Source organism: Vibrio sp. Y29_XK_CS5 (genome assembly GCF_024181835.1).
In the GTDB taxonomy this organism is placed as follows: Bacteria; Pseudomonadota; Gammaproteobacteria; order Enterobacterales; family Vibrionaceae; genus Vibrio; species Vibrio harveyi.
This window is the reverse complement of the sequence record NZ_JAMZAM010000001.1, coordinates 1-25,580: the sequence shown is the minus strand read 5'-3', so window position 1 is coordinate 25,580 and position 25,580 is coordinate 1. Positions and strand designations below refer to the sequence as shown.

At 44.7% G+C, this 25,580-nt stretch carries 26 protein-coding genes, 1 tRNA gene, 1 rRNA gene and 1 pseudogene; 5 read left to right on the top strand and 24 right to left on the bottom strand.

Annotated features, from left to right (window positions below; all coding sequences use genetic code 11):
* Window positions 1-125: 125 nt before the first annotated feature.
* Window positions 126-2,291: a S9 family peptidase gene (locus NL647_RS00140; protein WP_253649440.1), complete on the top strand. Its 2,166-nt coding sequence runs from the start codon at window positions 126-128 to the stop codon at window positions 2,289-2,291.
* Window positions 2,292-2,329: 38 nt separating this feature from the next.
* Window positions 2,330-2,395 (top strand): annotated as a pseudogene (locus NL647_RS27210) (zf-TFIIB domain-containing protein); the annotation flags it as partial.
* 74 nt (window positions 2,396-2,469) lie between these two features.
* Here NL647_RS27210 and NL647_RS00135 read toward each other — a convergent pair.
* From NL647_RS00135 to NL647_RS00035, 21 genes are all read right to left on the bottom strand, one after another.
* Window positions 2,470-3,480 carry a porin gene (locus tag NL647_RS00135; protein ID WP_005453282.1) on the bottom strand — a complete coding sequence of 337 codons (1,011 nt, stop codon included), beginning with the start codon at window positions 3,478-3,480 and terminating at the stop codon, window positions 2,470-2,472.
* 213 nt (window positions 3,481-3,693) lie between these two features.
* Window positions 3,694-4,563 carry a zinc ABC transporter substrate-binding protein gene (locus NL647_RS00130; protein WP_110415199.1) on the bottom strand — a complete coding sequence of 290 codons (870 nt, stop codon included), beginning with the start codon at window positions 4,561-4,563 and terminating at the stop codon, window positions 3,694-3,696.
* Window positions 4,564-4,579: 16 nt separating this feature from the next.
* A complete protein-coding gene (locus NL647_RS00125) occupies window positions 4,580-5,455 on the bottom strand; it encodes a metal ABC transporter permease (RefSeq protein ID WP_005453280.1) in 876 nt (291 codons plus the stop codon).
* Complete coding sequence (locus NL647_RS00120; protein WP_009696849.1) at window positions 5,455-6,180, bottom strand: metal ABC transporter ATP-binding protein; 726 nt, start codon at window positions 6,178-6,180, stop codon at window positions 5,455-5,457. Before NL647_RS00120 ends, NL647_RS00125 begins: the two co-directional genes overlap by 1 nt.
* Window positions 6,180-7,103, bottom strand: a complete 924-nt coding sequence (locus NL647_RS00115) for a zinc ABC transporter substrate-binding protein (protein WP_005453278.1) — start codon at window positions 7,101-7,103, stop codon at window positions 6,180-6,182. Before NL647_RS00115 ends, NL647_RS00120 begins: the two co-directional genes overlap by 1 nt.
* Before the next feature lie 24 nt (window positions 7,104-7,127).
* The gene (locus NL647_RS00110; protein WP_009696848.1) at window positions 7,128-7,679 is read right to left on the bottom strand and encodes a hypothetical protein; all 552 of its coding nucleotides are present in this window, start codon (window positions 7,677-7,679) and stop codon (window positions 7,128-7,130) included.
* Complete coding sequence (locus NL647_RS00105; protein ID WP_005453276.1) at window positions 7,676-7,996, bottom strand: hypothetical protein; 321 nt, start codon at window positions 7,994-7,996, stop codon at window positions 7,676-7,678. The genes NL647_RS00110 and NL647_RS00105 overlap by 4 nt, the downstream gene beginning before the upstream one ends.
* Window positions 7,997-8,040: 44 nt before the next feature.
* On the bottom strand, window positions 8,041-8,871 hold the full coding sequence (locus NL647_RS00100; protein WP_005453274.1) for a DUF4198 domain-containing protein: 831 nt from the start codon (window positions 8,869-8,871) through the stop codon (window positions 8,041-8,043).
* Between the two features lie 16 nt (window positions 8,872-8,887).
* Window positions 8,888-9,427: a DUF2271 domain-containing protein gene (locus NL647_RS00095; protein WP_009696846.1), complete on the bottom strand. Its 540-nt coding sequence runs from the start codon at window positions 9,425-9,427 to the stop codon at window positions 8,888-8,890.
* Between the two features lie 25 nt (window positions 9,428-9,452).
* A complete protein-coding gene (locus tag NL647_RS00090) occupies window positions 9,453-10,082 on the bottom strand; it encodes a PepSY-associated TM helix domain-containing protein (RefSeq protein WP_009696845.1) in 630 nt (209 codons plus the stop codon).
* A gap of 136 nt (window positions 10,083-10,218) precedes the next feature.
* Window positions 10,219-11,064, bottom strand: coding sequence for a CPBP family intramembrane glutamic endopeptidase (locus NL647_RS00085; protein ID WP_050940805.1), 846 nt, complete (start codon window positions 11,062-11,064; stop codon window positions 10,219-10,221).
* 212 nt (window positions 11,065-11,276) lie between these two features.
* Window positions 11,277-12,449: a lipopolysaccharide assembly protein LapB gene (locus NL647_RS00080; protein WP_005453266.1), complete on the bottom strand. Its 1,173-nt coding sequence runs from the start codon at window positions 12,447-12,449 to the stop codon at window positions 11,277-11,279.
* The gene (locus NL647_RS00075; RefSeq protein ID WP_005453264.1) at window positions 12,446-13,066 is read right to left on the bottom strand and encodes an energy transducer TonB; all 621 of its coding nucleotides are present in this window, start codon (window positions 13,064-13,066) and stop codon (window positions 12,446-12,448) included. Before NL647_RS00075 ends, NL647_RS00080 begins: the two co-directional genes overlap by 4 nt.
* Window positions 13,066-13,470, bottom strand: coding sequence for a biopolymer transporter ExbD (locus NL647_RS00070; protein ID WP_005453262.1), 405 nt, complete (start codon window positions 13,468-13,470; stop codon window positions 13,066-13,068). Before NL647_RS00070 ends, NL647_RS00075 begins: the two co-directional genes overlap by 1 nt.
* Window positions 13,467-14,021, bottom strand: a complete 555-nt coding sequence (locus NL647_RS00065; protein ID WP_005453261.1) for a MotA/TolQ/ExbB proton channel family protein — start codon at window positions 14,019-14,021, stop codon at window positions 13,467-13,469. Before NL647_RS00065 ends, NL647_RS00070 begins: the two co-directional genes overlap by 4 nt.
* Window positions 14,021-15,388, bottom strand: a complete 1,368-nt coding sequence (locus NL647_RS00060; RefSeq protein WP_009696843.1) for a MotA/TolQ/ExbB proton channel family protein — start codon at window positions 15,386-15,388, stop codon at window positions 14,021-14,023. The genes NL647_RS00065 and NL647_RS00060 overlap by 1 nt, the downstream gene beginning before the upstream one ends.
* Complete coding sequence (locus NL647_RS00055; RefSeq protein WP_045487138.1) at window positions 15,389-16,156, bottom strand: DUF3450 domain-containing protein; 768 nt, start codon at window positions 16,154-16,156, stop codon at window positions 15,389-15,391. It abuts the gene before it with no gap.
* Between the two features lie 75 nt (window positions 16,157-16,231).
* Window positions 16,232-18,316 carry a TonB-dependent siderophore receptor gene (locus tag NL647_RS00050; protein ID WP_253649439.1) on the bottom strand — a complete coding sequence of 695 codons (2,085 nt, stop codon included), beginning with the start codon at window positions 18,314-18,316 and terminating at the stop codon, window positions 16,232-16,234.
* A 196-nt stretch (window positions 18,317-18,512) separates the two neighbouring features.
* Window positions 18,513-19,886 carry a sensor histidine kinase gene (locus NL647_RS00045; protein ID WP_005453249.1) on the bottom strand — a complete coding sequence of 458 codons (1,374 nt, stop codon included), beginning with the start codon at window positions 19,884-19,886 and terminating at the stop codon, window positions 18,513-18,515.
* Window positions 19,886-20,551: a response regulator transcription factor gene (locus NL647_RS00040; protein ID WP_005453247.1), complete on the bottom strand. Its 666-nt coding sequence runs from the start codon at window positions 20,549-20,551 to the stop codon at window positions 19,886-19,888. Before NL647_RS00040 ends, NL647_RS00045 begins: the two co-directional genes overlap by 1 nt.
* Window positions 20,552-20,712: 161 nt before the next feature.
* A complete protein-coding gene (locus NL647_RS00035) occupies window positions 20,713-21,666 on the bottom strand; it encodes a 4 glycosyl hydrolase (RefSeq protein WP_009702515.1) in 954 nt (317 codons plus the stop codon).
* Between the two features lie 271 nt (window positions 21,667-21,937).
* On the opposite strand from NL647_RS00035, the gene NL647_RS00030 reads away from it, so the two are divergent.
* Entirely contained in the window at window positions 21,938-22,654 is a 717-nt protein-coding gene (locus NL647_RS00030; protein ID WP_005453243.1) for a glycerophosphodiester phosphodiesterase family protein, read from the top strand.
* 20 nt (window positions 22,655-22,674) lie between these two features.
* On the opposite strand, the gene NL647_RS00025 is transcribed toward NL647_RS00030, so the two are convergent.
* Window positions 22,675-23,157, bottom strand: a complete 483-nt coding sequence (locus tag NL647_RS00025) for a murein L,D-transpeptidase family protein (RefSeq protein WP_009696839.1) — start codon at window positions 23,155-23,157, stop codon at window positions 22,675-22,677.
* A 176-nt stretch (window positions 23,158-23,333) separates the two neighbouring features.
* On the opposite strand from NL647_RS00025, the gene NL647_RS00020 reads away from it, so the two are divergent.
* Both NL647_RS00020 and NL647_RS00015 read left to right on the top strand, forming a co-directional pair.
* A complete protein-coding gene (locus NL647_RS00020; RefSeq protein WP_017817374.1) occupies window positions 23,334-24,329 on the top strand; it encodes a 2-hydroxyacid dehydrogenase in 996 nt (331 codons plus the stop codon).
* Window positions 24,330-24,413: 84 nt separating this feature from the next.
* Window positions 24,414-24,770, top strand: coding sequence for a YibL family ribosome-associated protein (locus tag NL647_RS00015; RefSeq protein ID WP_005530256.1), 357 nt, complete (start codon window positions 24,414-24,416; stop codon window positions 24,768-24,770).
* A 332-nt stretch (window positions 24,771-25,102) separates the two neighbouring features.
* Here the strand turns inward: NL647_RS00015 and NL647_RS00010 are convergent.
* Together NL647_RS00010 and rrf are read right to left on the bottom strand one after the other, a co-directional pair.
* A tRNA-Ser gene (locus tag NL647_RS00010) sits at window positions 25,103-25,193 on the bottom strand.
* A 70-nt stretch (window positions 25,194-25,263) separates the two neighbouring features.
* A 5S ribosomal RNA gene (gene rrf, locus NL647_RS00005) occupies window positions 25,264-25,380 on the bottom strand.
* Window positions 25,381-25,580: the final 200 nt, after the last annotated feature.

Below are 25,580 nucleotides of genomic sequence, written 5' to 3'. Positions count from 1 at the left end.
GAACAGTTGCTTACACACATTTATAGATTTGCCATTCAACATTCATTGGAAGAAACCTGTGCTTTAACTCTTAAATAAAAGAATGGCGATACAACAAGAGTAAGGTACACAATAAGGACACACAGATGCGTTTCACTTTAACTACGTTGGCCGTATCGGTCGCGCTTGTCACCGGATGCAGCAATCAAGGAATACCAACCATGAACCATTACTCTCAATCTCAACTCGTTGCTCAACAAACTCAAGCACCTGTTGCTAAAAAAGTGCCACATGCAATGACGATTCATGGTGACACCCGAATCGATAACTACTATTGGATGCGCGATGATGAGCGCCAAGACCCAGAGATTTTGCAACATCTTGAGCAAGAAAATCAGTATGCAGAAACCGTTCTAAAACATACTGAAGCACTACAAGAGCAATTATTCGAAGAGATCAAAGGTCGTATTGCGAAAGACGATAACTCAGTACCAGTACGTCGAGGTAACTACTTCTATTCAAATGAAGTAACAGGCGATAACGAATACGAAGTGCACATGCGTGCGAAAGACTTTGCAGGCAAAGACAAGCAAGTCATCCTAGATGTAAATGAACTGGCGAAAGAGCACGAGTTCTTTAGCACTGGAGGCTTATATGTGAGCCCAAATGAGAACTTGCTGGCTTACGGTGAAGATACGTTAAGCCGTCGTGTTTATACCATCAAAATCAAAGATCTTAATACCGGCGAATATCTACAAGATGAAATTGAAGGTGCGTCGAGTGCTATCGCATGGCAAAACGACAACAAGGCTTTCTATTACATCAAGAAAGATCCACAAACACTGCTTGGCTATCAAGTATACCGCCACGTACTAGGCACTCCGCAAAAGAGCGATGAACTGATTTACGAAGAAACCGACAGTGCTTACTACACTTACTTGAGTAAAAGTAAAGATGGCGAGCAAGTGTACATTTGGCACTCAAGCACCGAAACGAGTGGTGTATCAGTCATTGACGCCAACAATCCAAACGCAAAAGCTGAAGCTTTTTACCCACGAGAAACAGGCATTGAGTACAGCATCGCTAAATTAGGTGATTGGTACTACATCTACACAAACTATCAAGCAGTAAACTTCCGTTTAATGAAAGTCAAAGCAGAAGAGATGCATGATCGTTCTAAATGGGTCGATGTCGTCCCAGCAGACGACAATACTCAACTTGTCGATTTCGACTTATTTGATGACCACCTTGTGTACGAGCAACGTGCGAATGGTCTATCAACAGTTAAAATCCGCCAGCTATCAACGGGCAAAGAGTTCCCACTTGAATTTAACGACAGCGCGTTTGCTGCTTATCTAACAGGCAACTATGAACTCGATAATTCTAAAGTTCGTATCTACTACAGCAGCCTAACCACACCTGGTACTTACTATGATTTCGACCTGAATACGGGTGAATCTGAAATAATGAAGCAAACACCGGTGCTAGGCGATTTCGATGCGGATAACTATCAATCAGAGCGCATCATGGTAACCGCTCGTGATGGAAAGCAAGTGCCAGTATCATTGGTTTATCGCAAGGACCTGTTTAAGAAAGACGGGACCAATCCAATCTACCAGTACGGCTACGGCTCTTACGGATCAACAATTGAACCAACGTTCCGTTCAACCCGCCTCAGCTTACTTGACCGCGGATTCGTGTACGCTATCGCTCACATTCGCGGCTCAGAAATGCTTGGACGCCCTTGGTATGAAGATGGCAAAAAGCTCACTAAGCAAAATACCTTTAATGACTTTATTGACGTAACAAAAGGGCTTGTTGAAGAAGGCTACGGTGCAAAAGACAAAGTGTTTGCGGTTGGTGGCTCTGCCGGTGGTCTATTAATGGGCGCGATCATTAACCAAGCACCGGATCTCTACCGTGGTATTGGCGCGCACGTTCCCTTTGTTGATGTCGTAACGACCATGTTGGATGAATCGATTCCTCTAACGACCAACGAATACGATGAATGGGGTAATCCAAATGATAAAACGTATTACGACTATATGCTGAGCTACTCGCCGTACGACAATGTGAAGGCTCAGAATTACCCGAACATGCTAGTGACGACGGGTTTGCATGACTCACAAGTTCAATACTTTGAACCGATGAAATGGGTAGCAAAACTCCGCGAGATGAAGACCGATGACAATGTCTTGCTATTCAAAACGGATATGGAAGCTGGTCACGGTGGTGCGTCAGGTCGATTCAAGCGATTAAAAGAAGACGCACTGGAGTACGCTTTCTTCCTTGATCTTTTAGAGACAAAGTAAACTTGGCGTCCTAAAAAGTGTTGCTCCCATTTTTATAACAGGGGTTATCCACTAAAAAATGCCCGCATTGTGCGGGCATTTTTGTTGACTCTCAGTCTATTTGAAGAAAAACGCCTATTCACAGCGAATAGGCGTCAACACAATAAATGTGTTTAGGCAGTAGAAACTGTCCTATTGATTAGAAGTAGTAACGAGCACCGATTGTCCAGTAGTCGTTCTCTTCCACGTTGTAGTCATTTCCGAGGTCAAATTCATAAGCAGCAAAGGTATAGAATGAAGGCGTAACTGCGTACTCAGCTTGTAACGCTGCTTCACTGTATAGAGTCTTGCTGTCTTTATCATTTTCTACCGCTTCGTAGTTCACACTGAACGTCCAATCATTCACCCCGTAGGCTAATAGACCTTCAAGTTGTACCGTTTCTTGATAAAGAACAGAAGTTGCTGCGCCTGGGAATTTGTAATCAAAGAAATAATCATTCATACCATATACGATTGCCGCATACAGACCTGAACCGTACTTACCGTAGTTAGCAGAGAAGACATGAGATGTCGCTGATTCTGATTTAGAACCGATGTCACGGTCACCGCCACTGTATACGTAACCAAGACCAAATCCGGCAAGGCTTGTGCTCACTGCAATCTGACCACGAGCATCGTATTCGTCATGTTCGCCTTGCCAGCCAAGACCGAGGTTAAATCCAAAGCCTTCACCGAACTCAAAACCTTTACGGTAGCTCAGCATTCGCTCAGCACGAGCGGAACCTAAATTATATTGGTCTGCATACAAGAAGTCGTTGGCAAACGCGATTGGTAAATCCGCAACACCAGCTACATCGTAATATGGTGACCATTGTGTACCCGCTACCACGCGACCAAACTGTTCATGCGTTGCACCAATGTAGCCCAAACGTGTGTTGAAGGAGCTCGCGCCCCCGTCCAGTAATTTGATAGACCATTCACCCTTGGCATCAACTGTCACACCATTACCAATGTCTTGTTTGCCGCCCACATTGATACGAGGAGATACGTCATGAATGCGAACATCTTCCTCAAAGTACTCACCAACGCCCACTGAAACGTGGCCGCCGATAGAAAGAGATGTGCCTTCGCTATTGTAAACTTCAGCTGCGAAAGCCTGAGAACCACATGCTAGTGCCGCCACTGCAACGGCTAGAGTTTTCATTTTCATTTTTAACATCCATATAGTTGTTTATACCGGTTCGTTACGACAGCAAGACAAAAATTTTCAACACAACGAACACATACAACGTAGTAATGAAACATAAATGAAACAAATAAATTATATGCAACCAATCCAATTAATCGCTCAAAATTTGATCAAAACCACATAAAAAAAGGGAACTTTTCAGTCCCCTTCATAATTTTTGTGGTGTTTTTCGTGTTACAACTGCCAGCGCGCGAGTGGTTTCTCAGTTTTTATTCCTTTACTCCCCCAACGATCAATGACGTCAATTTGCAGTATGCGATCTGGTGAAATAATCGATTGTAGCTGTTTTGAGGGTCTTTTATCTGTAATTAGCCACAGAGTTTTATCTTCTTCAAACTGAGCTTTTAAAGACAGTTTCTCTGCTTCTGACCATTCCAGTTCAGGCTTAAATTGACGACCAACAACGAACAGTTGGTTTCCAGACGCAAAATCCTCTAATGATTCCCCTAGCAAGACCACTGAATCAATCTCTTTCGCAAAGATAACGTCCTGTTGTTGATTAATCAGCTCACGTATTTCTAACATCAACGCTTGCTGGTTCTTTTCTATTTGAGCTTGATATTGAGGATAAACCTTTTGTAGATCCTCACCCACGATCGCAGCCATTCGAATTAAGTTAGTAGGATTCATCCACGCATACTTAGATGTATCACCATTGTCTAACGTCAGTGCCGCAACGCCCGGTGCTCTTGGAGATATCGCCTGAGACGCGTCAATCTCAATCAAGCGAATGTTCCCCTGACGAGCATAAACAAAAGTTGGGTCTTGATGCCAAATAGCACCCAACGTAATCGCAACGGTCGCCTCCTGCCCGGCTTTAATGGCTTGTTGTTGACCTTTACTTGCAAACCAGTTCACCAAACGTTCAACGCCATATCGCTTAGGTGGCAAGTAACTGGTTTCAATGCCTGTGCCTTGCATCAGTTGCTCAGACAACATGTAAGTCACAGGCGTGCTGGTAATAATATCTTTGCCATAAGAGAACGGTGCAAATGTACTCGTCACAACCAAGCCCATTGTTATGATTTGTTTTTTCATCTTCATCATTGGTTATCCAGATTTAAGCTTTTCGCACAATGCGGTAGATCGTTGCCGTTAGGAAAAACGCAGCAGAGACAATAATGATCGAGGCGCCAGACGGTACCGGCAATTCAAGTTCCATCGGCAAAACGGTCCCAACCAAGCAGGCAACGGTAGCCAATAAGGATGAAAGCAAAACAAAACTGCCCATTCGCTTAGTCAGCAAGCGTGCCGTCGCCCCCGGAATAAGCAGTAACGCTCCAACCAAAACCGCACCGATAATCTTCACTGCTGCGATTGTCACGAGCGTGATCATCATGACGAACAGGTAGTCATAAAAGCTGGTGTTGAATCCACGAACACGCGCGATGTCAGGGCTAATGCAAGTCAGTAAGATTCGGTTAAAGGTCGGAATCAGTAACAATAGAATGATCAAACAGCTCACCGCAAGAATCGTTATGTCTCTGTCTGTCACCGTCAGGATCGAGCCAAACAAAACGTTCTCTAACATATGAATATTGATCTTTCGTGCCACATACATCAGCAGGGCAGCACCGACTGCCAAAGCAAGAGCGAGGAACACACCCACGAGTGTATCGTAGGGAACGTTGGTTCGATTTCGCACGAAATGCAGCAATAGCGCGAAAATCATGCAGAAGCTGAATAACCCGATAAATGGATTTTCCGGTGGTTCACCAAGTAGCACACCGATCGCTATACCAGTCAGCGCTGCGTGACCAACGGCTTCAGAAAAGAACGCCAAACGCTTCGCGATGACTAAGGTGCCCAAACCGCCCAGTAACGGACCAAGAATTAGCGCTGCAACAATTGCGTTAACCATAAACGCATAAGCGAAGCTGTCACTGAGCCACCCGGCTTCTACTCCGTTGAGGGCAAATTGTCTTAACCAATCCATTACGCCGCCTCCACTTTTGCCGTGTAGTGCTTAAACAGAGACTCAATACGCTCAGGACTCAATACTTCAGAGTGATGCCCCGAAGCGACGATTTGACGATTGACAACATGCACCTGCGCATCCAAACGGCGCACCGCTGTTACGTCATGATGGACAGCAAGAACGGTTTTACCTTCTGCTACCACTTCATGAATCAAACCTTCTAGATAACGTACCCCTTGCTCATCCATACCCGTTGTCGGTTCATCTAGAACAAGTAAGCTTGGATTATCGAGTAGAGCTTGGGCGAAGAGAACACGCTGTTGCTCACCGCCAGATAGTTGTCCCATACGACGATCACTTCTTGTTGCCATACCAACACGCTCTAATTGAGCTAACGCCTGTTGAGCTTGCTTGGTTTTACGGCGCCAAAACAGAGGCACACGCGTTTGGTTAAGCAGTACAAAATCCATGACCGTCAAAGGTAAGCTAGCTTCAAACATGGCTTTTTGTGGTACGTAACCAATTTTTCCGGCTTGCTCAGCCTCCGCCCAATGCACCGAGATGTCACCCGAAAATGGTGTAAGTCCTAAAACCGAACGTAACAATGACGTTTTGCCACCACCGTTTGGTCCCATAATCACATGGCATTGACCCGCTTCAAAACAAGTCTGAATGTCTTGCAGAATAAGGTTGTCCCCGTACTGCAAGCAGACTTTATCAAGAGAAATCGAAGGACCTCGCATTAGGCTTTCTCCTGCTCATGCTTGCTTGCAACAAACTTCATCGCCTCTATTAACGTTGCTACGTTGTCGCGCATCTCCACCTCGACTTTGTCGGCTTCGTATTCCCCGTGCGTCATGTGAGAAAAGCGATATAGCTTCACGCCCGTCGCTTCTTCGATGGTATCAACAAAACGATTTGGCATATTCAGCTCGTAAAATAGAACATCAATACCAGATTGGCGGATCTTCTCGATGGTTTCCTGTAGCTGACTAGCGCTTGGCTCTACGCCATGAGCAGGTTCGATTACCGCGGCTACATCGACGCCAAACTCTTGTAGAATGTATCCATAAGCATTGTGCGTTGTTGCGACCTTCATACCTGCTGTATCTAGCTGCCCTAGAGACAACATCGCATCACGCTTTAAAAGGCGAAACGTTTTTGCGTACTTTCGCGCATTTTTTCGATAAAAAGCTGCGTTTTCTGGGTCAAGTTTGCTCAACTCACTGGCAATGGTGTAAACCTTTTGAATCGTGGTGGATAGTCCAACAAAGGTATGTGGATTCACTGCACCTTTACCAACGGATTGCCCCATAGCGGGCAATAGTGGAACTTCCTTATTTGCCTCAATCACCACCAGATCGTCGCGCTGCGCAGCTTGAATAACTTTCAGAGCAAAATCATCATGCCCAATACCATTGACGACAATCACATCCATCTGATTCAGTCTTTTAAGATCATTGGGTTGGGGCAAATAGTTATGAGGATTGAACCCTGCATCGACCAAAGGAATGATCTCAGCTTTATCACCGACCACCGCTTTTACATAGCTGTAGTAAGGTTGCAAAGTGATACCAATGTTGAGCGTTTCGGCAAAACTTGAAGCGGAAGCGACCAGTAAAGCACTAGCCGTTAGAATTCGACGTAAGAGAGAGCGTGTCTTCATAGTTGTTATCATGTTGGTTATTGCTTAATGCTTATGAGGGCTTGCAGGAGAAGAAGGCGTTAACACGATTTGTTGCCAACCACTTAGCTTTCGTTGACTTTGCTGAGTTAAGTCCTCGATATCGATAGAAACAGCCGTGGAAAACCAGATATCAGCATGCTCGTGACGGCTATCAAGTAGCATCGAAGCTGAACCTTCATCGTCCTGTCTCAAGCCAAGATAAAGTCCTGCATCCAACATCTGCCATTGATGAGAACCTTTGCGCTGCCAACTTTGGTCTTTAACAAATGGAGCGAGCCAAAACGTTTCAAGTTCACTGACTTCAGGCCACTTACCCTCATCAATGTGGAGATCTCGAATTTCCTCATGAGCAAGTTTAAGCTCTGCAACCATTGCCAACTCTTCTTGCCCAAGGTCAGTCATCAACACTTGATGCTCGAGTGCTTCTGCGTGCTCAACTTCGGTCTGATGATAGGGCAATAAGGCGGCAGACACCGCAAGAATGCCGGCGATGGTTAATGCCACCCATTTACCTTCGCGACTGCCATTATCCGGTCGAATTTTCTGAGTGATCATTTCTCTTTCAACTCAACCACATCAACTTCTACTGGGTTTTCATGCCCTGCGTCGAAAACAAGATAAAAATCCATTTGAGGATGAGTGAACTCAGCGATAGAGCGCTTGTCAGTGGTTACTTTGGCAATCAAGTTGTCATCGTAATCGTACATTTCAACGTCATAGTCCACTGCGGTAGAACCATCGGAGTAACCTGCTTCACAGATGACTTTGTCTTGTTCTAAATGGCAGCTCATTAATGGAAAGTGCGCCGCAGCTTGAAAGGACAGTAAGCCGCCCGAAAGAGCGGAAGCGATAAGAATAGAGCTGTTTTTCATGGTGTATCCAAAATGGCTCAGTGGAGCGCTGAGCCTAAACTTGATTAATTTAATTGCGTTTCGAACGTTAGATGAACATTCACACTGGCTTTATCTGCGAGAGGATCGTTTTTCAGCTCACCTTTATAGTTGGCTTTCATCAAATAGCGACCAGCCACCTCTGGAGTAAACGTAATTTTGCCTTCTTTATCACTCACGACATCCATTTGTTCTTGGTGGTTTCGGTAAAGGGTACCTTCACGAGTAATTTCGGCTGTGACACCTTGTTGAGGCTCACCATTAAAGAAGAATTGGAAAGTCACCGCTTCGCCTTCAATGATGTCTGATGGGTGAGTGATCGGTTTCATCTCTAGCAGCTTGCCTTCAATTTCCAGCGCTTTTTCTGTCGGCATCCCCACCGTCACGTAACTTTCCGCTCGGGTATAGCTCAGTTGCGTAACAACATCACGTGCTTTTTCTGGAATAACACTTGCGCGATCAGCTTTACTTGCTCGAGCCCACTTAACTGTGTCGCGGCGACCCGCTTTGTATTGGGTGTAGTAGCTTGGTTGGTTGTTGATCGCGACCTTGTGTGTGCCTTCTTCTTCAAAGTAGAAATCAAACATCGAACGACGTTTACCACGAACAACAAAGTTCGGACGCTCCGAACGACCATCCGGCATGATCACAAATGCTTGATCGCTGCCCGCTGGTTTATCAAAAACAAACGTACCGTGAGAGGCAGTCACATCAAACGTCAGCCAATCACCACCTTCTTTTGATACTGTAAAGTGAGAAGGCAAAACCCAACGAGGGTGCGCTTGTGCTGTTGTTGCAGCTGCTAGCCCCATCGCCATTACACTTGCTAGTGCCACCGCTTTCATTTTGGTTTTCATCGTTATTCCTTCTCTATTACTTAACTTGGTAGTTGACGGTAATCATGCCCGTCTCTTGGGTTGGTTTGATTTGATAACGAACTTCGCTGTCCGCTAGTTGCATCTTTTGTCGCAAATAATTCCGTCCACCGTGCTCGCGTACCACTTCAACATGCAACGTGTAAGTGCCTTGTTCGAGTCGCAGACCTTCATCATTGGTGCCATCCCAAATAAAACGGTATTGACCAGCGGGACGAGTAGCAGACGTCACGGCGTCCACTAATTCGCGGTCATAACGACCCACCTTTCGCCACCAGCTTCGAAGATCTTTTAGCCATTCATCTTTACCAACCCATAACTGGATGGTTTTCACTGGCTTGCGCTTATCATCTTCAATCCATACTGCAACATAAGGACGGGCGTACATTGATGTATCAATTTTTGGCAACTCGAATTCAAAATCGACTTTGGCACGATCAGGCAAGGGGGCAGCAAAAAGCGAAAGAGGCATCAGCGCAGCAATAAGTGTTAGTTTGCTTAATGAGTTGCGACGCAAAAATCGGTCTGTGTTTAACATAGGGGAATTCTCTGAATAGAGGCTGTTATGGCACAGCAACAAAATAAATAACGAGCGACAGCAAGGTGCCAAAAGCCATCCACTGCATCGACGTTCTTAAAGTCTTTTTCTTTGGTAGTAGCAAACACACTCCGGTTAGAACAAAGAACACCATCAATAATGCAGTGATATCAATGAACCACTTCCAAGCATCGCCACTATTGCGACCTTTGTGCAGATCATTCAGTAGCGCGACAATGCCGTAATTCGTTGTTTCAACTTCAGCCTCTCCCGTGGTCATATCGACAAAAACGGTAGCGTTATAACCCGGACCTTTAAAATCCAAAGAAAGCTCGCCAATCACTAACTCTCCATCTTCGATTTCGGTATAAACATCCAAAGCCGAAGGAGTGCCGCGCAAATGGGTTTCTTGAGTTAGGAAGTTCAATAGAGCCGAACGATTGGGTTGGAAGCTGCCTTCAGTTGCAAAAAGTTGCTTTGAAGGGATCGTGAGTGTGTGTTGTTGAATGATTGGCTCACTGCGCTCAAACAATGTTGGTCTGTTCAAGGTGATGCCCGTTAAGGCAAAGAACAAGGTCACCAATAAAAGAGCCATGGAAACGTAAATGTGCAGACGGCGAGCCCAAGTTTGGACGCCTTTGCTTTTGAGCAACATAAAAAAACAATCATCACCAATAAATGAGGGCTTAATTTAGGTGATAATCATTCTTATTGGCATTTAATTTACATTGTTTACGTTTGATAGAATAGAAAGGCTCCCGCACATGGAGGCAAGAGCCTATAGGAAAATCTTATCGAGCTAAGATTGGGTAAGTAAAGAAAACCAAGTGACAGAAGTTGAACACAAAATGGGCTAACACAGCACACCATAGGCGCCCAGTGAAGTGGAAAACAAGACCGTACCCTATCCCTGCAAGTCCAGCAAATACCATCAACAGTGGACCGCCTGCAAAATGAGCTAAACCAAACAAAATGCTCGCCACCACCAAACCCAATCGCCAATCAAAACGACGAGATAATGACTGCTGGATAAACCCGCGGAATAAAGCCTCTTCTGCAACACAAGTTAATACGAGGTTATTCAAAGCAAACAGCCACCACCATGACGGCAAACTAAACTCCGGTTTTAGAGCACCAAGCATAACGGCAACTGGCAATAGTGAAAGCAGGGGGATCATCACCAGCAGCGCAGGTTTTATTCTTATTTTTGACTCACCGCCAAGCAGCATAGGATAAGCAAGAAGGAGAGCAAAGAAGGCAAGTGGCTTGTCCAGATTAAGATACATTGAGAATGGCGCACTCTGTGGTCCCGCGGATACCTTGTCGAGAACTTGCAGATTATTAAAGCCAGGGATCAAATGGACAAAAAGCATCACACACCAAAGGACGACAATCCCCCACCCTAGGTAGTAAATAGGTTTCATCTTTGGATTCAATGCCAGCATCGGCAACCGGTATGAGACTCCAAGAACAACCAACGAACTGATCAGCGCGATGAGCTCAATTCGATCAAAAACAAATGCACCTAGCAGTGTAAGTCCAAGCAATGCGAAGGCTGCCCTTTGTTGCCGAGCAAATGCCGCGCCAATTGCTAATACAAGCGGTAGCCAAATCAAAATGGCAGAATCAAGAATCATGTATTTATCCTTATAAAAACTGACGGTCCAGTCTTAGTGCTGGGTAGTTGTAATATAACCTTGTCCCCAAGTAACCTCGAGATATTTGCTGCTACGAGAATGACTTAGTTTGTAGACGCAGCAGCGATTAAAAGAAATCGAACCTGCTCACTTCTATAAAAACAAAAAGACCCGAGATCTGACTCGGGTCTTTCGATGCTATGAAATACGCATTAACTATTCTGGCTTGCTTTGGCTTTGCGCAATTGCGTTAGGTACTTCACCCAACTCTCAGCTTGAGTCGAAGGCTTAATTTCATTGGCACGTTTCGCATTTGCAAGCGCATCCTCAAAGCGTTTCAACTTGTAGTAAGCTCGGGCTTTCACCAGCGCCACATCAGCCTTACGACCAGTCACTTTATCCAACGTCGCTAACGCTTCTTTGTAATGACCTTCTTGCACTAATAACTGGGACAAGTTCCAGTTATATTTTCTGTCCAATTGAGCCGCAACATGCCAACTCTCAATCGATTTGTCCCACTCTTTTGCTATTTGCCAATATGTCGCTTGCTGCGCTTTTAACTTGCTGTCTGAGTTGATGTCTTTCACCTCTTCTAGCACCAAAGCTGCGCGCTCTGGAATACCACGCGCACCATATAACTGAGCAAGAAGTCGTAAATCATCTTGACTAAGTGCGACACCCTTTAGTTTTGCAAGCGCCAATGCATCAAGAGCGCGTTTGTTATCATCAACACGAAGATAGAGCGCAGCTAGCTGACGCCACCACTCCACACGCTCAGGTTCAATCGCAATCAAACGCTTAATCGTACCGATGGCTGGCTTCCATTTTTGCAGCTCAAGTTCGGCTGACAACTTGATAGACAAAGGACCAATTTCATCTGGCTGACCAAACTTTTCATAGCGCCCCATCGCAGACAAGACTTTGTTCCATTGACTCAACTGGTAGTGAGACTGAGCGATACGCAACCAAATTTCATATGCCTTCTGAGTTTCAGGAACAGATTTACTTAAGTCGTAGTAATGAGGTAATGCCTTTGAAAACTGCTGCTCGTTAAGCAACATATCCGCTAACATCTTGCGCGTTTGCCAAGCTTGATCATCGTCTAAGAGACCGCTATTAACCGCAATCTCTAGCTGCTTGATAGCCGACTTCACTTGCTCATTTTGCCAGTACAAAATCCCAAGCATACGCGCGACAAATGCACGATCATAACCGCGCGATAACTCTAATGCTTCAAGCGTTGAAATGGCTTCTTGCAACTTTTCGTCTTGAACCAAATTATGCGCACGTTGAACACGAGTCGCGGTGTATTGACTCAGTTCATTGGCAGTCGTCGTAAAAGCGCATAGGCTCAATACTGCACCGATTAAGAATTTCTTCATCATTTGGCTAAATTGAACTCCACTTTTCGGGTTTGCCCGTACTGCTCAATTGAGACACCGTTTTCAACCTTCGGCTGATACTTCGACTTCTTCAATGCTCGAATCGCTTCTTTCTCAAACATACGTTTTGGCTTGGCATCAAGCACTTCGATATCCTTTGGACGCCCCGCAGCATCAATAGTAAAACGTAGCATCACGTAACCTTCGATTTTGCGTTTCAGTGCCTTACTTGGATAGCGTGGCTCTGGGCTATACAAAGGGATCGCTTGCTGATTACCCATAGTGCCTTTCAAGTTTGGAGCACTAATAGCGATACCATCAAGAGAAGTGTTCAAGCCCAATGCACTGATTGGCGTCACTTGACTCATCGGCTCAACTTGCGTTTGAGCCTGAGACAAATCCATCGGCTCTGGGGCTTTTGGTGGCTCTGGCTGTTCAGGAACCGAGCGTTGACGACGCTGAACATCCGCATCATTCTCGATCATAACCATATCAAAGCGCACCGCTTCAGAGGGCTTTGGTGCTCGCTGATTGCCTTTATCGACCATCCACGCCATAAAGCTAAACAAGCTCACCGCAATCAAAACTGACACGGGTAGCGCGAGTAATAGCCTTTTCATTAAGGTTTCTCCGCCGCCAAAGCAATGTTCTTCACACCAGCGCCTTTCGCGGCATCCATGACTTTCACAACCGTGCCATTGTAAGCATGCTCATCCGCTTGAATTACAAGCGCTGCGTCTGGTTGCTCCAGCAGTAAGTGCTCAATGGTGGCTTCAACACGCTCAATATCCACTAAACGTTTATCAATGTAGACATCATTTGCTGCCGTCACGGCGATAAAGATGCCTGCGTCTTTTTGACTGACCACATTGGAAGCTTGTGGGCGATTAACTTCTACACCTGACTCACGTACAAATGAGCTAGTCACAATGAAGAAGATCAACATGATGAATACGATATCTAGCATCGAGGTTAAATCGATCTGGGCTTCATCTTGTTGATTTGGTCTACGTCCGAGTCTCACTTCTGACTCCTTAAAGATTGTTCTAACTGGAGGGCTTTGCGTTCACACACTTTGCTTAAACGAGCATGTACAAACATACCTGCAAGTGCTGCAACCATACCTGCCATTGTAGGTAGTGTTGCAAGTGAAATACCGGAAGCCATCAATTTCGGATTGCTACTGCCTTGTGTTGCCATCACGTCAAAAACCGTGATCATGCCCGTTACCGTGCCTAACAAACCTAGCATTGGGCAAATTGCAACCAATACTTTGATGGTTGATAGGTTTTGGCGCAGTTCAATTTGTGCCTTTGCAATCCATCCTTCGCGGATTTGATGCGCGTACCAAGAGTGGTGGTCTGCTCTTGCGAGCCACTGTTCACAAAGCTGTCTCTTCACCTTCGGAAATTCCGTTGTCAGATAAAGAACACGCTCCATAACCAGCAGCCAGCATACCGCTACAACGGCAGCCAGCCACCATAGGATCTGCCCACCTTGCTGCATAAAGCTCGCCAAGGTCGAGGCCCAATCCTCACTGATCAAACCCAATGTGTTGAGTAGGATCTGCTCCATTACGCTGCGTTCTCCGCTACCGTGTTAGAGGCATTTTTACCCTTTGGCATATCACGTTCAGCTTGCTCTGCCACAAGACCAATACCTTGTTTTTCTAAAATATTGCGAATGTTCTCTGCTTGAGAGCTCAATACGTTATGAGCAAGAAGCAATGGCATCGCAGCCACAAGACCAAGGACAGTTGTCACAAGTGCCATTGAGATACCACCCGCCATGACTTTTGGATCGCCATTACCAAACTGAGTGATAACTTGGAAAGTTTCGATCATACCCGTTACCGTACCAAGCAGACCCAGCATAGGTGCTAGCGCGGCAAGCAGCTTAAGCATCGATAAGCCTTTCTCAAGGTGAGTTTGTTCATCAACTACCGCTTCCAATAGACGCAACTCTAACGCTTCAACACTACGGTGCTTATCCTTTTGGTATACCGCTAGAATTCGACCTAGAGGGTTATCCTCTGGTTGAGTTGGGCTCTTAAGTTGTTTCGCGATCTTTTGACGAGCGATGATCAATGACACACCACGAACCAGCGCGATGATCAAGCCAATAGCGAGTAAACCAAGGATGATCTTACCCACCACGCCACCTGCGTTTAGGCGATCTGCCATGGTTGGAGAATTTGCTAACTGGTCAAGGAGAATGCCACGCGATGGGTCAATCACGAGTGAGTCAATGTCTCCTGAGCTTAATGTGCTTGCCGTAGGACCGTTTTCAGGCTGACGCAGATAATTCACCGCATCACCACGCTGACCATTCCACTTCACATAGCCTGCGTTGTCCAACAACGCCATTGAGCCTAGACGGACACCATCAACATTTTGCTCACGGCCCTCACCATCCAACAAGGTGAATGACACATTCGCCATCTCACCACTTGCTTTGACTTGCTCTTCCATACTGCGCCACATTGCACGCAGTTGAGGTAATGTCGGCAGTGATTTCGCTGCAACGATATCATCAATGTTTTTTTGGTATGAGTTAGCGTCGACACCTGTTACAGAGTACTTAAGCTCCGACTCCAATTCTTTTGCATTTTGACGAACTACGCCAAAAAGCTCACCTAAGCTGCCTGTTTCTAGGCGAAGTTTCTCTTCAAGTTGGGCAAGCTGCGATTCGTTTTCGCTGAACGTAACACTCAGGGTGTCCGCTTCTGCTTGCAACGCTGCACGCTCGGCAACAAGCTGGTTTTTCATCGCTTGCAACTCTTGCTGCGTTTTCTTAAAACCAGATTCACGAGCCACATTGTGCGACTGCTGTTGACGATTTTCTTGTTGTGCTTTCTGCAATAATGCGTCACTAGCGAATGTTGTGTGAGGTAGAAGAGCAGCAGAAGAAATCAGCGCAACCGATAGCCATTTTTTCATCATTTATTTGCCCTCCGCTACGTTAAGAGACACTGGCAGAGTAAGCATACTCGGTGCAATCTGTTTGTTCGCCATCGCAAACGCTTTGTCTAGTTCCGCTTTTTGCTCAGTGCCCACTGCTTGCCATTCTTTTTGTTGCTGTGACCAGCTCCAGAAGTGCTCACCTGATAAGCTACGTGCAACCAATGAAACACGACCTAGGTAAAGGATATCGGCTTCGACTTGATCATTACCATCTAATGCTATCTTGCCTTGGTAAACACCAATCTTAGAGCCATAGTCCATCTCAATTTGGTACGCCTCAAGAATACGGCGGAACTTCTCAGCATCTGCGACGTCTGCGCGAGTCATCATTGCATCCAGCTTTGCAATACGCTCTTCACGTTGTGCCTTGCGGATCGGTTTATCATTAGCGACGATACTCTTAAGACCATCAAGCATGTGGTACATCAGTGGCACGACACCTTGGCGAGTCTGAGCGATTTGTTCGATTTGCTCATTCAGACTAGCCACTTCTTCGTTTTGACTGTCTACCAAACTAGATAGGTGATCACGATAAATCTTCAAGTTGCCAACTTCTTCTTGTAACTGCTCTATTTCAGCCTCAAGAGTCAAAGATTTCTCTGCACTTGCATCAATACGCTTCTGGCTAACAGCCGATGCTTGATTGGTTTTACTCTGCACTGCTTGTGCATCGTTAAGATTTTCCGCTTGAACGGGAATCAAAACCGATGAGATCAACAGAGCGATACTTGATTTCATTAGATTCATACGAGTTATATTTTCTGTTTTCTAAAAACGACTAAAGGGGAAGACCGATCTTCCCCTTTAAAAATCATATTGTTATCAGTACTTGAACTGAATTGTTGCCATGTAGTTTCGACCTTCGCCTATCACTACATTTGTTGCACCATCATAGTTGTCCGGGTTCGTACTACCGCCACCAGCTAGGTATTCAGTATCAAACACGTTTTCAACATTGAATCGGGCCACAATATCTAAGTTCTCATCATACTTGTGTGTGTACGCCACGCCCATATCAACACGCGCATACCCATCTTTCTTAAACGTGTTCGCTGCGTCACCGTAGCGCTCACCCTCATAAATCACGCCCAAGTTTACATTCGTATTGTCTTGGATCTTGTAGCTAGACCAGACGCTTGCAGAAAGCTCAGGCACATCAGCTGGGCGATTGCCTTTTAGTTTTGCACTTTCTGTAATCTCTGCATCTAGATACATTGCAGAAGCAGTTAACGAAAGCTTATCTGTAACAAACCCTTGCGCTAAGATTTCAGCGCCTCGGTGCACTTGCTCACCATCTTGAGTAGCAATCTGTTTTTTTGAGTCGTTAGGATCGACGATATCTAATCGTACATTTTCTAATGTGATGTCAAACAGCGCACCGGTTAAGAATAAACGCTCATCAAACAGTTCCCACTTAGTACCCACTTCATAAGAAATACCGCGCTCAGCCTCTAGTTCTTCTCCATCATTGGTAAAGTCAGAGTCAGCCACAGCACCTTGTGGCATGAAGCTTTCAGAGTACTGAACATAGATTGAACCATTACTCGCAGGATGAAAGATAACGCCTAGCTTTGGTGATACTTGGCTCTCAGTTAATGTATCGCTGCGCTTTTCATCGTAGCGAACACCTGCAAGTACCTGCCAGTAATCGTTAATTGTCATCATATTTTGCGCGTAGATACCCCATGTATCATGCTCGCTAGTCGGCCATTTTTTCGAGCTACGATACCCTGGCTTTGGCACCGTTTGACCCGGCTGGACACTAGACTCTTGGTGGAATGCCATAAAGCGGTCATAACTGTAATCTAGGTAGTTTGCACCAATTAAAAGTGTGTTATCAGTATCAAGCAAAGAGAAGTCAGTCGTAACGTCTACATACGCAGTATCAAACACCCAATTGTCTGAACGATCATTCCCTTTGTGCTTAATCACATTTTTTTCTTCATAGTCATCAAACTTAGGGTAAGACTCCACATCAAAACGCTTGAAATCTTGACGGTTGTATCCTGCTTTGACGTTTACGTTATCCGCGACTTGCGCATTAATATCGATACCGTAGTTTTCTACATCGTTATCAATCTTCGACCATTGCGCATCCCAAATATACTTGTCTCCAAGCACAGGCTTACCGTCTACAATGTAAGCACCAGAATCCACACTGCCTTCATCTTTAGTTCTGTCATAATGAGCAGAAACCATCACGTTTTCGGTAATGTCGTATTCAACAACCAGACCACCGACAACTCGGTCAGTTTGTGGCTCTGTGCCATCACCATACTTACGCCAAGAGCCGTAACTCTCTTTTGCAAGAATTGCGCGCGCACGCAATGTCTCTTCTTCATTCAGTGCACCACTCACATCTAAAACAGTGCGTGAGTGATCGTTTGAACCAATATCTTGGCTCAAGCTAACTTGTGTTTCTGTTGTTGGCTTCTTAGAAACCATGTTCACAAGACCACCTGGCTCAGATTTGCCGTAAAGTAGACCTGATGGACCTTTAAGTATCTCTACACGCTCTAAAAGCTCAATTGGCTGACGGTAGTGTGACCAGTGCTGACGACCATCACGTAAAAAGCCGTCAGAACTGCTAAGTTCAAAACCGCGCAATGAGAAACGCTCACGGTTACGACTCGTACCACCGGCACTAACACTCGCGTCATTTTTTAGCACTTCACCTAACGTGCTTGCACGCTGCTCATCAATAACCGCTTCATCAATCACAGCAACTTGTCCTGGGGTCTCCAGTTGCGTCATTTCCATACGCATTGCTGTTGTATTGGTATCTGCTTTGTAACCAAACTCGCGACCTTCAACAACAAGGTGCTCATCCGCTTTTTGAACTTCCGCCACGGCAGGTGCTGCTAACACCGCTCCAATCACTAACGCCAGTTGGCTTTTAGAAAACATGCACATTCACTCCAAAATGTTGGGTTACACATAGGTGCTATGTGATTCCCTTCTACTTATTTTGCGAGAGAATATAAGTGATAACCATTACCATTTGCATTAAATTTACATTCTTTGCATTCGTAAACTTTTGTAAAGGGCATGAGAGTAATACTTTGTTCGAACGTGATCTAAATCACGAATAGCCGCGAGCGATCTATTGCCTAAACAACAATGTTACACTCAACCCACCATCCACTCGGTTTGTGGCGATGGCTTTTCCTCCCATCATTCGCATCGATTCTTTTACTATTGCGAGCCCAAGACCATAGCCACCAAGCTTTTTGTCTCTGGAAGCATCCAATCGAGTAAATGGGTCAAAGATGTCGGACAATTTATCCTGTGGAATACCCGGACCATTATCAGCAATGGTCACAGCTAAGTAGTGGTGCTTATCGGTGGATTTATTTGTTAAGCACACATTAATCTGCGCAGAGTCGCCCGCATACTTGATCGCGTTACCAATCAAGTTGTTCAAACAGCGCACGACTAAAGTGTCGTCACACTGGGCTTTTGTCCTTGTCGCGTCCGATTTAAAAGTAAGAGTTTGTTGAGCTTTTAGGTCGATCTTGCAACGCTCAACCTGAGGAGCAAGCAGAACTTCTAAGTCGCTACGTTTCATCTCAGTATCGTAGCGAGCGTTCTCCAATCGGCTGATTTCGAGTATCTCACCAATCAAGTGATTAAGTTCATTTGCTTCTTCTTCCATGCGAGTGACAAGGCTTTGCTCACTCTCACCCACACGCTTTCGCAACAGATGTAACACCAAGTTCTGTCGCGCCAATGGTGTACGAAGTTCATGTGAAACATCACGTATTAATCGACGCTGTTTCTCAGCCAAAGAGTGGATCTCCTTGGTCATATGATCGAAGTCTTGCGCCAGTTCATTAAATTCTCGTGTGTTTGATTTCAGTTCATCAACCACACTGACAGTAAAATCACCATTTGATAGCCTCTTACTCGCCTCACGAAGTCGGTCTAAAGGTTGCTGTAAGTTCCTTGCCATTAATAGAGAAAACAGCGCCAGAATGACCGCTGCAATCACAACTTTCAGTATCGAAAAGTAGAGAATAAAGTCATGAGCTGGGTGTAAACGATGAGGCAGTTGGATGACCAAACTGTTGTTGCCCACAAGAGGAATACTGAAAATTGGGCGACTAACTCTGCCTTCTAGTTGTTCATCTAAACGTCTTTTAAACTTAAGTTTGAACTCAAAATGAGGGTGCATCAAGCGATGGGTAAGTGGGTGTTGATTTTCGTCTAACACGAATAAGTAAAAGTGTTGTGCATTCGCCCAATCCGCAAGCTCATCCATATCTCCGTCTTCGATCAAAACATTGGCTTGATGCGCTAAGTCCAACATTTCTGCTTTTACGCTCGCTGGTACTTTTAGCATTGCTTTTACTAAGGCTTGCTCAGCGACAGCTTGTACAGCAAGGATACTGATGACGATCGCCGTCATGTAAGTAAATAGCTTAAAAGCCAGACTATCTCGACGCTTGGCTATATAGGATGGGCACACAAATTTCATTAATTCGTCACAGCCTCTAGGTAGCTATAACCTTTTCCACGAAACGTTTTAATGTGCTGTTTGGACAATCCCGCTTCCACCAATTTACGACGAATATTACTGATGTGCATGTCTAAGTTGCGATCAAACGGACTTAGCTCTTTCTTCAAAACCTCGGTTTGCAATTCGGCTTTAGAAATCACAACGCCTTGGTTTTTTACCAAATAGCAAAGTAACTCTGCTTCAGTACCTGTCAGCGGCAAACTGTTCAGCTGATCACTGATACTTTGTACTGTGCAGCACATAGCTTGTCTTTGACGTTCTAATCCTACGCGACGAAGAATTGCTTTAATGCGCATCAACAATTCAGGTACATTAAAGGGCTTGCCGATGTACTGATCTGCGCCTGCTTGGTAGCCATCTAGCATCGAGTTCTCATCATTTAATGCCGTTAGCATGAGGATCGGCGTCGCGAAACGTTGACAGATACGACGCGCAACTTGCATACCATTTAGATTTGGTAGCATGACATCGAGAAGAACAAGATCAACCGGCGTCTTCTCCATGTATTGCAAAGCGCTTTCCCCACAATGGACAGATGAAACGGTGTAACCCTCTTCTTGTAACACCGCCTCCAATAATTCACACAACGGAACATCGTCATCTACGATAAGAACTCGGGACATTACCAATACCAACTCAAATAAAAATGGTTCGCATTCTATTACTCATTTGCAGATTAAACAACCATAGATTCTAAGGTTTCTGTACGAAAACTGGACATAAAAAAAGCCCACTTTTCAGTCGGCTTTTATCGCAAGAAATACTGATTTTTTAATTATTTAAATCAACACTTTAAACCTGTTACTTTGGCGACATCTTCAACGATGCCTCGTAAGTTGATACTAATCGAATGAAGTGTATCTAGCTCTTCTTGTGTAAATGGATGAGTGAGTACTGACTCTGCACCTTTCTTGCCAACAACAGTAGGCAAACTCAATACCACGCCATTAACACCATATTGACCCGTCATCATGGTCCCTACAGGCAAAACTGATCGTTCATTGATCTTGATTGCCTGAATAATACGAAACACACTTGCAGCGATCCCATGAACGGTATTTTGTTTACGACGGAAAATCTCATACCCAGCTTGCTTCACAGCTTCGAGCAATTCGTCTGCATCGATACGCTCTACATTATTGGCATCGCAATAGAAATCTGCAGGTTGTCCTGCAATTGAAATCAAACTCTTTGGCGTAAAACAATTGCTACCATGCTCACCGAGAACATAACCAAAGATGTTCTTCGGGTCCAAATCCACGCGATTGGCAACAATGCTCATCAAGCGCGCAGTATCGATCACGCAGCCACTACTGATCACTTTGCTATTCTCAAAGCCTGTATTGGTTGCAATAAAGTGCGCGACAATATCACAAGGGTTAGATACAACAATGAGGGTTGCATTTGGAGCTACTCGTTCGACTTTACGTGCAATCTCAACACCTATCTTGGCATTGATTTCTGCAATATCAATTCGCGTCTGACCTTGCTTAATCTGCGCTCCCGCAGTGATTACGACAATATCAGCGCCGAGAAGATCGAGATAGTCGTCAGTAGGAATGATGTGAGTGTTTTTCGAGAAGGTCAGTGCAGTGGTATGACGGAAATCGAAGACTTCCCCTTCAGCACGCTCTAAGTTTTGGTCCAATAGAACCAACTCACTTACACTGCCCATGGTCAGTAAGTAATTACATACTCCAACACCAACGGCACCTGCGCCAATTACACCAATTTTCATACTTCTCTCCCTGATAATAAAAGTTATGCCCTCACTTTGCGTTCCCACTAAAAACTTGGGCAGTAAGAGCATAAAAGTCCAATCACTTTATGTTACCCAGAATACCTACCTAAGCTAGCCTTTCTCGACTTAATGACGTTTAAATGATGGAAATTTCTTCTTTATATATGCATCAATAACCATCATTTAATCACTTCATACATTTAAACTCTATTGCAGGTACAAAAAAGGAGTACAATTCTTTGCAGTTTCTAATTGAGAATAGACGTATATGACAACGCTATTGATTGGTCACCGAGGCGTGGCAGGCAAGTACCCAGAAAACACCAAAGTCAGTATTCAAGCCGCTATAGATTTGGGTCTTGATTGGGTTGAAGTTGATGTACAACCCACCAAAGACAATGTACTAGTGGTATGTCATGATCACACAGTAAACCGCTGCAGCAACGGCAAAGGTCGTGTTGATCAAATGACTTTAGCTGAGCTAAAAACGTTAGATTTTGGTGGTTGGCTCAGTACAGAGTTCAGCAATGAATCGATCATGACGCTGTCAGAGTTGCTGGGGCTCGCTGCGAAAAACAACCTAAATCTTAATATCGAAGTTAAAGTTGACCACCATTCAGCAGAGGATGTCGCGAAGATAGTCGCTAAAACCCTTTCTGAAGGACCATTGACCAAAGAATTTATCCTTTTGTCGAGCTTTAGTCACGACGTGATAAGAGCGCTATACAAGCACTGTGAAGGCTACAGATTGGGTGTGCTAAGTGAGTTCTTTACCCGTAAAGACGGGCTACTGTTAGAAGAAGTCAACGCATACAGTTGCAACCTCAATATTAACTGGGTTCGTTCCCGTCAAATTAAGAAGCTGCAGCAAGCCGGATATAAGGTAATGTGCTATACAGTGAATAACCCAAACAAGTTGAAACACTTGCCGGCGCTAGATGGCATCTTCAGCGATCATCCAAGCCGCTTTATGTCTCAAGAATAGGGTTGAAACTAGGCGCTCCATTACCACTCAATGGTGATTGGCGTTCCCATTTTAACTAGCTTTATAAACTCATCCATCTCTTCATTGGTGATGGCAATACAGCCATTGGTCCAATCAAAGCTCTGGATAAACTGAGGGGATTGTGTCTCGCCATTTTTGAGACCATGAATCTTGATCTCTCCGCCCGGAGAGACACCTCTTCGATGCGCTTCCAAGCGATCAATTGCATCTGGATAACTGATGTGGACAGAGCGATAGAAAGCAGAATCGTTAATCACATAATCTAGAGTGTAGTCACCTTCTGGAGTCCTGTTATCCCCTTCTTCCTGCTTGTGCCCTTTCGGATTAGCCCCTAACGCAATCCGATATTCTTTAACCACTTCACCATTGTCCATTAGGTACATTCTGCGTTTTGATTTGTCTACTTTGACCAAGTCCACAGCAGCCTGTGTAAAAGGAACAAAAGAACAACACAAGATTAAAGACAACCATTTTACTGACATCGCCAGAACGCCTAACTCACCCATTCTAAGGGAACACAAAAAAGAGCAACCATGCTAGTCACAAGGTAATACTAAAGCAAACTTAATATGTGCAAATTTCACTACTCATTATGACTAACTTGGATTACTTTATAAGGAGATTACTTTATAAATTCAGCACAAATAGAGAGGGTATTATGCTCAACATTGCTTTTTTCAGTGCGAAATCCTACGACGAAGCGTCTTTCAATAAAATTAAAAACCATCGAGACTTCGAATTTCACTACCATGATTTTAGATTAACGTCAAAAACCGCAAAAATGGCTCAGGGCTGTGAAGTCGTATGTGCGTTTGTAAATGATGATTTATCCGCACCAGTACTTAAACAGCTTTCTCTTGGTGGGACCAGATTAATCGCGATGCGATGCGCAGGCTTCGACAAAGTCGATTTAGAAGCAGCAAAGGAGCTTGGACTTCAAGTAGTGCGCGTCCCTGCATATTCCCCAGAAGCTGTCGCTGAGCATACTGTCGGTATGATGATGTGTTTAAATCGACGCCTACACAAAGCCTACCAGCGCACGCGTGATGCAAACTTCAACCTGGAAGGCTTGGTTGGCTTCAACTTCCATGGCAAAACCGTTGGCATTGTGGGTACAGGCAAGATTGGCATTGCAACCATGCGTATCTTTAAAGGTTTAGGCATGGAGCTGCTCTGCTACGACCCATATGAAAACCCTCTAGCATTGGAAATGGGCGCTCGCTACTGCTCTCTTGAAGAGATCTATGCGAACGCAGATGTCATTTCGCTACACTGTCCAATGAGCGAAGAGAACTATCATTTATTGAATGAGAAGGCATTCTCGCAGATGAAAGATGGTGTGATGATCATTAATACCAGCCGTGGTGAACTGCTTGATTCTGTCGCCGCAATTGAAGCACTGAAACAAGGCAAAATTGGCGCACTAGGTTTAGATGTTTACGACAACGAAAAAGACCTATTCTTCCAAGACAAGTCAAACGATGTCATTGTTGATGACGTGTTCCGTCGTCTATCCGCGTGTCACAACGTGTTGTTCACTGGACACCAAGCCTTCCTGACTCACGAAGCACTAAACAACATTGCCTCAGTGACTTTAAATAACGTGGATGCTTTCTTTGCTGGCAACGCGTCAGGTAATGAACTGATCAACTAAATCAATAGATCGAGCAGTATAGTAGAGCGTTGAATTTCAGCTATGCTATACTCCTCGACCATTAAAAATTTGAGTCCAATTACCATGAGCATAAAAACCGATATTCAAAAGCTGCACAACCGTTTAGATACTTGCCAACGCAAACTGGATGCGGCACGTTCTCGTGGTGATCATGAAATGATTACTAAGTTCACGAATGAAGTTGACGATCTAACGAAGAAACTTAACCAACTTAAGCACAAGCAAACATACGAACTTAACAAAGAGCGTAAGAGCCTGCTTGATATGCCATTTTCTCGTGAAATCACAAAAGCTGAGCAAGCAGACATTGGTAAGCTTAAGAAGCGTGTTCGTGGTCTAGTTATCGTTCACCCATTAACAAAAGTGGGTAAAGAATTGCGCCTAGACGTAATGACAGGTTTTGCTCCGAAAGAGTTCTAATCACTCTTTTTAAACAACAGATATTAAAAAGCCCAAGCTGCTTAGCTTGGGCTTTTTTGTGCCTAAAATTCATAAAGTTAAGCTTAGAAAAATCACCATTATAGATAGTGAGTGACACTGCAACCTGTTCGTTTTCAAATTCTCGTAGTGGCAAAGCTTTAGCTAATTTCCAAATACTAAAAACGACAAAAGCCCCGCTATTTCTAACGAGACTTCTTAATCGTTCTGAGACCGAGGGCTCGACTGACTAGGGGTTTGATGCAAATCCCGTCTCATTCTCAAACGTCAGAAATGAAAAAAGCCTCGCTATTTCTAGCGAGGCTTCTTAATAGTGGCGGAGAGATAGGGATTTGAACCCTAGATACGCTATTAACGTATGCCGGTTTTCAAGACCGGTGCTTTCAACCACTCAGCCATCTCTCCACAAATTGTCATCAACAGATTAGTACACTGATGATGTTGTTACTTGTCTATACAGGTAACGATATTTAAAGCCTGGCGATGTCCTACTCTCACATGGGGAAGCCCCACACTACCATCGGCGCTAATTCGTTTCACTTCTGAGTTCGGAATGGAAATCAGGTGGGTCCAAATCGCTATGGTCGCCAAGCAAATTCTTGCTTTTACTTTCAGCTTTTTCTAAAAACTGAAGGCAAAAAACTTGGAAAACTGATTTAAGTTCTACTTACACACATTCAATGTTCTTACATTGAGTCCATCAAAACCCCTTGGGTGTTGTATGGTTAAGCCTCACGGGCAATTAGTACAGGTTAGCTCAACGCCTCACAACGCTTACACACCCTGCCTATC

Bases quoted from the DNA above. Each gene is read 5' to 3' on its own strand.
- NL647_RS00055 (WP_045487138.1), bottom strand. From the start codon at position 16,156: ATGAATCTAATGAAATCAAGTATCGCTCTGTTGATCTCATCGGTTTTG.
- NL647_RS00080 (WP_005453266.1), bottom strand. From the start codon at position 12,449: ATGATGAAGAAATTCTTAATCGGTGCAGTATTGAGCCTATGCGCTTTT.
- NL647_RS00060 (WP_009696843.1), bottom strand. From the start codon at position 15,388: ATGATGAAAAAATGGCTATCGGTTGCGCTGATTTCTTCTGCTGCTCTT.
- NL647_RS00115 (WP_005453278.1), bottom strand. From the start codon at position 7,103: ATGAAGACACGCTCTCTCTTACGTCGAATTCTAACGGCTAGTGCTTTA.
- NL647_RS00095 (WP_009696846.1), bottom strand. From the start codon at position 9,427: ATGTTAAACACAGACCGATTTTTGCGTCGCAACTCATTAAGCAAACTA.
- NL647_RS00065 (WP_005453261.1), bottom strand. From the start codon at position 14,021: ATGGAGCAGATCCTACTCAACACATTGGGTTTGATCAGTGAGGATTGG.
- NL647_RS00130 (WP_110415199.1), bottom strand. From the start codon at position 4,563: ATGAAGATGAAAAAACAAATCATAACAATGGGCTTGGTTGTGACGAGT.
- NL647_RS00050 (WP_253649439.1), bottom strand. From the start codon at position 18,316: ATGTTTTCTAAAAGCCAACTGGCGTTAGTGATTGGAGCGGTGTTAGCA.
- NL647_RS00105 (WP_005453276.1), bottom strand. From the start codon at position 7,996: ATGAAAAACAGCTCTATTCTTATCGCTTCCGCTCTTTCGGGCGGCTTA.
- NL647_RS00040 (WP_005453247.1), bottom strand. From the start codon at position 20,551: ATGTCCCGAGTTCTTATCGTAGATGACGATGTTCCGTTGTGTGAATTA.
- NL647_RS00085 (WP_050940805.1), bottom strand. From the start codon at position 11,064: ATGATTCTTGATTCTGCCATTTTGATTTGGCTACCGCTTGTATTAGCA.
- NL647_RS00020 (WP_017817374.1), top strand. From the start codon at position 23,334: ATGCTCAACATTGCTTTTTTCAGTGCGAAATCCTACGACGAAGCGTCT.
- NL647_RS00110 (WP_009696848.1), bottom strand. From the start codon at position 7,679: ATGATCACTCAGAAAATTCGACCGGATAATGGCAGTCGCGAAGGTAAA.
- NL647_RS00120 (WP_009696849.1), bottom strand. From the start codon at position 6,180: ATGCGAGGTCCTTCGATTTCTCTTGATAAAGTCTGCTTGCAGTACGGG.
- NL647_RS00135 (WP_005453282.1), bottom strand. From the start codon at position 3,480: ATGAAAATGAAAACTCTAGCCGTTGCAGTGGCGGCACTAGCATGTGGT.
- NL647_RS00045 (WP_005453249.1), bottom strand. From the start codon at position 19,886: ATGAAATTTGTGTGCCCATCCTATATAGCCAAGCGTCGAGATAGTCTG.
- NL647_RS00090 (WP_009696845.1), bottom strand. From the start codon at position 10,082: ATGTTGCTCAAAAGCAAAGGCGTCCAAACTTGGGCTCGCCGTCTGCAC.
- NL647_RS00030 (WP_005453243.1), top strand. From the start codon at position 21,938: ATGACAACGCTATTGATTGGTCACCGAGGCGTGGCAGGCAAGTACCCA.
- NL647_RS00075 (WP_005453264.1), bottom strand. From the start codon at position 13,066: ATGAAAAGGCTATTACTCGCGCTACCCGTGTCAGTTTTGATTGCGGTG.
- NL647_RS00100 (WP_005453274.1), bottom strand. From the start codon at position 8,871: ATGAAAACCAAAATGAAAGCGGTGGCACTAGCAAGTGTAATGGCGATG.
- NL647_RS00025 (WP_009696839.1), bottom strand. From the start codon at position 23,157: ATGTCAGTAAAATGGTTGTCTTTAATCTTGTGTTGTTCTTTTGTTCCT.
- NL647_RS00125 (WP_005453280.1), bottom strand. From the start codon at position 5,455: ATGGATTGGTTAAGACAATTTGCCCTCAACGGAGTAGAAGCCGGGTGG.
- NL647_RS00015 (WP_005530256.1), top strand. From the start codon at position 24,414: ATGAGCATAAAAACCGATATTCAAAAGCTGCACAACCGTTTAGATACT.
- NL647_RS00035 (WP_009702515.1), bottom strand. From the start codon at position 21,666: ATGAAAATTGGTGTAATTGGCGCAGGTGCCGTTGGTGTTGGAGTATGT.
- NL647_RS00140 (WP_253649440.1), top strand. From the start codon at position 126: ATGCGTTTCACTTTAACTACGTTGGCCGTATCGGTCGCGCTTGTCACC.